General features: G+C 43.0%; 7 protein-coding genes. 4 read left to right on the top strand and 3 right to left on the bottom strand.

Features of this window, described 5'->3' with window-relative positions; all coding sequences use genetic code 11:
• The first annotated feature begins 192 nt into the window (after positions 1–192).
• From BGL89_RS20375 to BGL89_RS20390, 4 genes are all read left to right on the top strand, one after another.
• A complete protein-coding gene (locus BGL89_RS20375; protein WP_286827358.1) occupies positions 193–2,091 on the top strand; it encodes an N-acetylmuramoyl-L-alanine amidase in 1,899 nt (632 codons plus the stop codon).
• Positions 2,092–2,188: 97 nt separating this feature from the next.
• A complete protein-coding gene (murI, locus tag BGL89_RS20380; RefSeq protein ID WP_286827359.1) occupies positions 2,189–3,040 on the top strand; it encodes a glutamate racemase in 852 nt (283 codons plus the stop codon).
• Positions 3,041–3,818: 778 nt separating this feature from the next.
• A complete protein-coding gene (locus BGL89_RS20385) occupies positions 3,819–4,760 on the top strand; it encodes a glycosyltransferase family protein (RefSeq protein WP_286827360.1) in 942 nt (313 codons plus the stop codon).
• A 10-nt stretch (positions 4,761–4,770) separates the two neighbouring features.
• Complete coding sequence (locus BGL89_RS20390; RefSeq protein ID WP_286827361.1) at positions 4,771–5,679, top strand: glycosyltransferase family protein; 909 nt, start codon at positions 4,771–4,773, stop codon at positions 5,677–5,679.
• Between the two features lie 190 nt (positions 5,680–5,869).
• Here the strand turns inward: BGL89_RS20390 and BGL89_RS20395 are convergent, their stop codons facing one another.
• From BGL89_RS20395 to BGL89_RS20405, 3 genes are all read right to left on the bottom strand, one after another.
• Positions 5,870–6,580, bottom strand: coding sequence for a nucleotidyltransferase family protein (locus BGL89_RS20395; RefSeq protein ID WP_286827362.1), 711 nt, complete (start codon positions 6,578–6,580; stop codon positions 5,870–5,872).
• A 92-nt stretch (positions 6,581–6,672) separates the two neighbouring features.
• Positions 6,673–7,698, bottom strand: coding sequence for a GHMP family kinase ATP-binding protein (locus BGL89_RS20400; RefSeq protein ID WP_286827363.1), 1,026 nt, complete (start codon positions 7,696–7,698; stop codon positions 6,673–6,675).
• Between the two features lie 37 nt (positions 7,699–7,735).
• On the bottom strand, positions 7,736–8,371 hold the full coding sequence (locus BGL89_RS20405) for a D-sedoheptulose-7-phosphate isomerase (protein ID WP_286827364.1): 636 nt from the start codon (positions 8,369–8,371) through the stop codon (positions 7,736–7,738).
• Between the last annotated feature and the right edge of the window lie 486 nt (positions 8,372–8,857).

An 8,857-nucleotide genomic window follows, 5' to 3' on the forward strand; every position in this document is an offset into this window, starting at 1 on the left:
GGCCGGTGCGGAACCCCGCAAGGGAAAGAAGCAGAAACCTAAATCGTGAGGTTTGGGAATCACCGTCCGTTTACGGCGGTGAGGATGTCAATCTCAGAGCATTAACGGAGCTATGGATGGCCAAAAATCGACAAAATTGTCCATTTTTACCGAAAAAAGGTAATTGATAACTGAGCAACGGGAGCATCGAGCGTGAGATTTCATTGGTTATTCCTAAGCGCATTAACTTGGTTGCTGGTGGCGGCCCCTGCTTGGGCAGGCAAGCTCGTCTTTTGGCGATTCGACACCAATGAGAATCGTCTGGTCTTCACCACCGACAATCGAGTGCAACCGCGAGCGCAAATGATCACTAACCCCACCAGGATCGTGATCGATCTGCCCGGGATCAAGTTAGGGCAACCCAATATTAACCGGCCCATTGGCAATATCGTCAGAAGTGTCCGTATTGGTCAATTTGATGCGGAAACTACCCGTTTAGTGATTGAATTGGCCCCAGGCTACACCTTTGATCCTCAACAGGTAAAAATTCGCGGAATTTCGCCCACCCAATGGACAGTGGAATTGCCAGAACCCCAACCGATTAGGGAGGAAACGCAACCACCCGTCACCCCTGACCCCACACCTCCCCCCGATCGCGGTTCCACCCGTCCCACTCCCCCACCTCCAGTTAGCCAGACGGACAACAACGATGATTTTCAGGTCACTCGCAATGGTCTTTTTGTCCGTTTAGAGCAAAATGGTGATGAGCGATCGATCCGCAGTCAACGCAGCCGGGACGGCAAAAAAATCGAATTTGAATTACCCGGGGCCACTTTACCCAGTAGTCTCACCGGTCAAACTATCCCCGTCAATCGCTATGGGGTCGGTGATATTCAATTCAGTCAGACTGCCAATCAACGGGCCAAGATTTCCCTGAGCGTTAATAAGGATAGTCCCGATTGGCAAGCTCTCTATAGTCGTTTTGGTGGTTTGGTTTTACTGCCTAGGGGCGGTCTGAGTTCCGTGGATAATATCTCCTCACCTCCCCCGACTCAGGCCACCAATCCCACTCCCCGTCCCAATAATCCCCCGGCGAAAACTGCCAATAATCCCCCTTCTAGCAGTCGTTTGGCCACCATCTCCTCGATCGATCTGACGGGCAATAATGATCGCCTCTTAATTCGCGCGGATTTACCCCTGAAAGCTAACGGCAGTGTTAACCGGGATGGTGTCTATGAACTACGCATCGAAAATGCTAAGTTAGCCGAGTCTTTTCGCGGTCCGCGCTTCGGCCGCCATAGTCCCATCTATCAATTGCGGGTACGTCAGGAAAGTGCCAATAAGGTGCTGATTTTGGTACAGACGGCCGCGGGTTTTCAACTGGGACAATTAACTCAAACGGGCAATCAAACCCTAGCCCTAGAATTGCTGTCATCTCCCAATTCTAACCCCGTTTCTCAGGTTCCTGACTCCACCACTATACCTGTCCCTTTACCCCCCAATACGGGGCAATTTAACCCACCTCCGCGCCCCTCTAACCCCACTCCTAATCCCCCCCGACAAGGCAATAGCCGCTTTCTAGTGGTGATCGATCCGGGCCACGGTGGTAAGGATCCAGGGGCGATCGGAATTGGTGGCCTTCAGGAAAAAAACGTAATTCTGCCCATTTCCCTAGAAGTTACCCGCATCCTGCAACAACAGGGCATCGATGTGCGTCTAACTAGAGATAGCGACTTTTTTGTCACCCTGCAAGGTCGCACAGATCTGGCTAACCAGATCGATGCCGATCTATTTGTCAGTATCCACGCTAACTCTATGGGGAAAGCACGACCGGATGTCAATGGCATAGAGGTTTATTACTTCGGTGATCGCCGTTTGTCTGATACCATCCATCGCAATATTGTCCGCAGTGTCGATCTGCGCGATCGGGGGGTGCGTCGGGCGCGTTTCTATGTGCTGAGAACCTCGAAAATGCCCTCTACCCTCGTGGAAGTGGGTTTCGTTACCGGCGCTGAGGATGCTGCTAAATTAGCCAATGCCAACTTTCAACGACAAATGGCGGCGGCGATCGCAAGGGGTATTATTGAATATATTCAACGAAATCTCCGTTAATGATTAAATGATTGGAGCATTAGTTTACCAATCAAAAAATCCGTGTTTTAATATCATCAAATAAAGCTACTTTAGATCAGCGTTTTCCTCGATATCTATGAGAGAATCACAACTTAGTCCGATTGGTGTGTTTGATAGTGGTGTGGGTGGACTGACCGTTTTAAGGGAGTTGTATCGACAACTGCCCCAAGAATCGATTCTCTATTTCGCTGATACCGCTAGACTTCCCTACGGAACCCGTTCTAAAGGGGAAATTATCGAATTTGTCCGGGAAATTCTCACTTGGATGAGCGAGCACCGGGTGAAAATGGTGATTATGGCCTGTAATACCAGTTCCGCCTTGGCTTTAGAAGAAGTACAGGCCGAATTTAAAGATTTACCAATTTTGGGGGTAATTTTACCCGGGGCAAAAACTGCCGTGCAAAAAGGAAAGCGCATTGGGGTGATTTCTACTCCCGCTACGGCTAAAAGTAATGCCTATAAACAAGCGATTCAAGAAATCGATCCTACTGCCCAAGTTTGGCAAATTCCCTGTCCTGAATTTGTCCCTTTGATCGAGGCTAACCGCATTTTTGACCCCTACACCACGCAGGTGGCTAGGGAATATCTTCAGCCTTTACTAGCAGAAAATATTGATACTCTGGTCTATGGTTGTACCCATTATCGCCATCTTTCCCCGGTTTTACGTCGTCTTTTACCTAGTTCCGTGCGTTTGGTAGATCCCGCCGCTTCCGTTGTCCGAGCGGCGGAAAAAGAACTAGAATTATTAAGTCTAAAAAATCCCGAAACACCCCTACCTACCAACTTCGCAGTTAGCGGTGATCCTGACACTTTTGCTCGTTTATCTCGTCAATGGCTCGGTTTTTCTCCCAGGGTAGAAAAGGTTTATCTGCAATGTCGGGTGAAGACCCTCGGTTTTACCGATGGGATGAAACAAAGGCCAGTATAGAACAGCGAACCACAGCTAAAAATAAGTGTCTAGTCTCAAGAGCGAAATCTCGAATGACTTCTGACATTGTTAATGGCATTCTAGTTGCGTATTCCGAAGTGCGCTTGCTCTTCTTTTGGGGTCATTAGCCTTGGCAGTGTTTTTTCCGGCGTTGCTGATTTGAGATATGAATCTTCTTTTGTGGGATTTTTAAAACCTAGACCCAAACTAACTTTTGGATAGGTGCAAGGTTGTCATTCATACCTTGATTCAGCAACGCCAGACTTTTAGCCATAGCTAGTATATTTATACGAGGGAAGTTCAGCTATAACAGCCGAAAACCCTTATCCATCAATGGATGCACCCATTAACTTCTCTTGATGTACCCATGGAATTTGTAGCATTTCTTAATAGACAAAAATTCTCTCTATTTGCTAGAATAGTGGTCATGTATATAGAAAAAGTTCCTAACCGTAATTCACTTCTAGGGAAGTCCTAGAAATGCTGATTTGGTGGTGAAAATTTGGTACGATTTTATATTAGTTAATATTTGCCCTTATGCTCGCTATATAAGCTTATCAGACTACCACTACTTCGGATTTTGGGCAGGATTAATTTCTCAAGGATAAAAAAACCTAGAAATCAGTTTTTAGGATGGGAAACAAGTTGAATATCGATTTTATTTCTCTTGAATTCCCGCTCTTGACCTCTCAGCCTTCCAATCTTCCAGAAATTTTCCTTGTCGCCGGAGAACTATGATACAATGGCATCAAAAAATAGAGGAAAAAATTTTTTTATCATGGACAAAGTGTCAACGCCAAGCCTATCAATTGTTATTCCCACTAGAGAGGGATTTACTGACCACTGGTTTAATGCGCTGACCGAGGTCAAGGGAGAAGTAGAATTTATCTTGGTTCATCCACCAGGAGCACCTAAGTATCCCACGTCCGACCCCAGGGTACAGCAAATAGTCAGTCCCTTGCGGGGAGAAATTATTCAAAGAATTAGTGGATTGATGAATGCGACAGCACCTTACACACTAACCATTAATTGTGATGAGTTTCTTCATCCCGATATTTTGACCATGGTTCTACAGTATTTCCAGCGATTTCCAGATAGCTGGGTGATGAGACTCTGCACTAAGCGATTTCAGTATGGGGAAACAAAAGAACTGACCGCTCCCTGGCAACCGCTGCCCCGGATAGAAGAACTGCCAGTGTGGGATAAAAGCTCCAAAAATCAGGATATACCCGCTCAAAGTGGCTACTTAAAGGAAATTCCCATCGTTCCTTTTGACAAAAGAAAGTTAGATTTGATGTGCTTTGTGCGCGAAAGAAAAGATCATCACGGCCCTCATGCTGAAAATTTTGATAAAAAAGTCTGGCTCACTCAAATGGTACAGGCAACCTGTAAGGATATCGTTAGTTTATTACCATTAATGGGACCATTTAAGTATATTCCTTTTTGGTGTTTAGATCGTCTTTTGGGTTTATTTATTCAAGCTAAGTTTTTCGAGCAAGGCCAAGGGAAAATCATCGGTCATCTCATGCCATCTCCAGAACAGTTACGCATGGAAAATAATCCCCCCGAATATAGAAGACTAAATCGCTATGGTATTTTATCAGAAATTTTCCTAGTCAAGTGTTTTCCTCAGTATGGATATATGTGGAATCTGGTGATTACCAATCTCAGGGAAGTTCCCAAAAAATATGTACTTTATCGACTAGGAAAAGAGGGATAGTCAGCTAATCATGCTTAACTCACCAATTCTATCAATCGTTACTCCAACTCTGGGCAAATTTTCCGAATATTGGTTGCAACAACTTCTGGCAATTCAAGGGGAAGTAGAATTTATTTGGGTTTATCCTCCCGGAGCAGTTACCCCTTCCGTAGAAGACCCCAGAGTGAAAATTTTTCATAGTCTTTATCAGGGAGAAACGCCCCAGCGGTCCGTCGGTCTTCTCAATGCTTCCGGTCAATATGTGTTGGCTCTCGATGATGATGATTTCTTGCATCCCGATGTGGTTGCCTTAGCGAAAGATTACTTTCATAATTTTCCCCAAAGTTGGCTCTTACGTCTTTATAAGGAGAAAATTGATTATCTCGATGAGGAAAAAATTAAAGCTACCTGGCCGGAGCTACCCGCTATCAATCAGTTAAATGTCTCTAGACAAAGACAAGATAAATACCAAGATTTAGTGGAAGTTCCCATCGCTCCCCTAGATAATCCTTTCGAGTTAAGACTAGCTTTATGGCCCTACGCCAAAAGAAAAGATATTCATGGCTGTCATCTGGAACCTTTCAATAATACTATTTGGAAAACAACCTTGGTGAAAGAAGCCTTAGATGATTTTGTCCGCAATATGAGGATAGGAGAAATTTTAACTTGGTTGCCTCTCTGGGGATTTGATAGAGCTTTAGGGTTATTTATCCAAGGGAAGTTTTTTCAAAAAGATATGTATATCGGTCATTGGATGCCCGAACCCAGTCAAATAAGATATATAGTCAGACCTTATTCCATGAAAAGCCCAAGAATTCTTTTTCCTTCCGATGCTTTACTGGTCAAGAGATTTCCCCAGTATGGTTATTTCTGGAATCTCTTTTTCGAGGAGTTATACAATGGCATCAAGACCAAAATCAAAAGTCTCTGGAAAGCATGACTAATTATTGTATTATACTTTACCAATCTCTTTTTATTTCCGAATCACTCAAGTCACCGAGATAGGCTTTATCCATTACTAGGCTCAATTGAAGTTGGCTGTATAAGCTATATGCTGTCAGGGTTTCCTCTTTAACTACTCTCTGCTTCATTATTTCTTAACAAAAAGTCTCTTAATCACGAGGTTAAACCTAATTTCGGAAATTAAAAAGTTTAGGGAATTCAATCTGACTCTTATTATAGTCTTGAGGTATGCCTATGTCAATAAAATATTCGTCAGAAATAAGGCCATAGATAGGAATTTTCTCGGTATAAACTTTTAGAAAGTCGTCCTCAAAAGAAAATTTTGATGGCAGATCAAAGCCAGACAATATTTTTTTTTCTACACAATATATGCCGCCATTAATATAGCCCTTATCTTGATATTTTTTGGATTCAAACCCGATAATTTTTTGGTCATCATCTAGCAGAACATTATTATAACGATCAAAGTCAGTTAGGGGCTTCAGAGCAAGGGTTATCAGGGATTTTTTTTGATTATGTAAATTAATTAGTGCGGATAAATTGACATTAAACAAGGTATCTCCGTTAACAATTAATGCTTGTTCAGTTTCAATTTTATTTAAGGCCAACCGGAGCGCTCCTCCAGTTCCCAAGGGTGTATCTTCTATCAGATAAGTCAGTTCGTATTCCTTGTAATTATCGCCAAAATGATCGATAATTTTCTGATATTCATAGCCAACAGAAACTAAAAATTTGTTGCTAATTTTTTGAGAGATTAGGTAATCTAATAGATATTCTAAAAAAGGCCTGTCGGCAACGGGAGCCATGGGTTTTGGTAAAGTGTTGATTACTGATCGCAACCGGGTTCCTAACCCACCTGCCAGAATAATTACGTCCATAGATACACCTCAAAAATCTGAATTATTGCCAATCTTTTAAAAACTATTTTTAGGGTTATAGGGATAATCCTTCCCCATCGAGCCTTGGCTTGTTATAATGTCCATGCTTGGGTTCCGTATTTAGTAAAATGAAAATTAATCACTTGGCCTCCTGCTGCTTTCAAAGCTTTAGTTACTTCGATTTTCTTGGTAGGATCGACCATAAAGATAATAAAACCACCGCCACCGGCCCCCGATATTTTGCCTGAATAGGCCCCGGTTTCCCTCGCTACCTGATAAATGCGATCAATCTGCGGATTACTAATTAATTTGGATAATTTCTTTTTCGCTTCCCAAGAAGTTCTCAGAATTTCTGCTATCCCCATAAAATCTGATTTAAGCAGTGCTTCTTTAAAGAGAATTGCCTCTTTTTTGAGTTGATGGGTAGCGGCGATCGCCTGCTCATTTTTTTCTTGGACATTCTGAATTTGATCCTCAATGACTTGAGATGAGTAGCGAGAAATGCCTGTATAGTAGAGAATCAAAGAGACTTCCAATTCATTGATCACCCAATTTTTAATTCTCAAAGGATTAACTATGACTCGATCTTGTTCATAAAATTCCATAAAATTAAAGCCGCCAAAAGTGGCAGCGTACTGATCCTGTTTACCCCCCAACCAGCCTAGGTCAATTCGTTCGATTTCGTAGGCTAAATGGGCGATATCATACTCGCCTAGGGGTAATTTTAACAGTTCCACAAAGGCTTTAACTATGGCCACGGCTAGGGTAGAAGAAGAACCCAATCCCGAACCAGCCGGCGCATCGGAAAAGGTGGTGATTTGCAGCGGCAAAGGTTGCCCTTGATTAAAGTCTTTAATCAAACGATTATAGACCGCTTTGTGCAGATCGAGAACGCCGTTATAGGGGAGAGGAAACTGAAGGGTTTCTATTTGTTGTTCTCCCCAATCGGCGGCAACAAAAATGACTTGTTTATCAGTAATTTCCGTGACTGTACAGTAGGCATAGAGATCGATAGTAGCGTTGAGAACGTAACCCCCATAAAGACTACAGTAAGGCTCGACATCGGTGCCGCCACCACCTAAACCTAATCTTAAAGGAGCTTTGGTTCTGATGATCATGGGTATGCTGTTTAGGTTGATTTTTTGCTAGGAGATTTTAGTTGGGAAAGAGCGCTTCTTCGATCGCTAAACAAATAGTATGGAGAACAAAACCATGACCTTCTTGAATGCGCGGGGTACTGGTGCTAGGAATCATCAAACAATAATCGGTTTTTTCCTCTAGAGCTAATCCCTTCGCCCCAGTTAAACCGATGCTAGTGAGACCTTTTACTTGACAAACTTTAAGAGCTTGATGGATATTGGCGGAATTTCCCGAAGTGGAAATACCGATAAACACATCGCCAGGGTTTCCTTCTGCTTCTATCTGGCGGCTAAAAATATATTCGTAACCATAATCGTTAGCGATTGCTGTTAAACTGGCGATATCGCTATTGAGAACGCGCACTGGCAAAGACTGTCTTTCTTTGAGAAATCGGCCGTGCAGCTCACCGCCAAAATGGATAGCATCGGCTGCACTGCCTCCATTACCGGCGACTAATACTTTGTGGTTGTTGCGATAAGCATGGATACATACGTGGCAAATCTCTTGGATTTTTTCTAGATATTTTGTCTCAGTTAGTAGGGTTTTCTTCAGGTTATAAGCTTCTTCCAATTCGGTCTTGATTAAAATTGACAGAGACGGATCACTCTGGAAACTATCTAATTTTTTGTTTGATTTTTCCACCATTCGCATAGGTTTGATTTTCCAATTTTTATTAGTTGAATAAATTTAACTCTCAATCATCCTGTCATTACATTGAATAGTATCAAAAGACCAGAATCGCTGTCCATTAATTGGGTACAAAAACCCTAGCATGGTAGAATTGATCACGGGACAAGAAAAACAGGCCAATGATAGTTCTAGAGAAACCTAGAGCGATCGAGTCAAAAGAGTGATCTTTTGCCAGTTATTCTGGGAATATACCACAAACGCCCCAACCTTAGCACAATTTGTTTTGTTTGTAAATAAACTTTTGATCTATTCTGGCCGAGACGAGGGATTTCTGAGCGGGGGATTCAACCTTTGCCAGTCTTGGCCTTTTGTTTGGCCCAACAAAAATGTTAACAATTCATGACAATACTGCTGATTTGACATCCTCGCCGCCGTAAAACGGACGGCGATTCCTCACCACGCCACTTTTTTAGAATGGTCGCTGAATGGGGTTGACGCTTCACGGGA

Source organism: Microcystis sp. LSC13-02 (assembly GCA_002282935.1).
In the GTDB taxonomy this organism is placed as follows: domain Bacteria; phylum Cyanobacteriota; class Cyanobacteriia; order Cyanobacteriales; family Microcystaceae; genus Microcystis.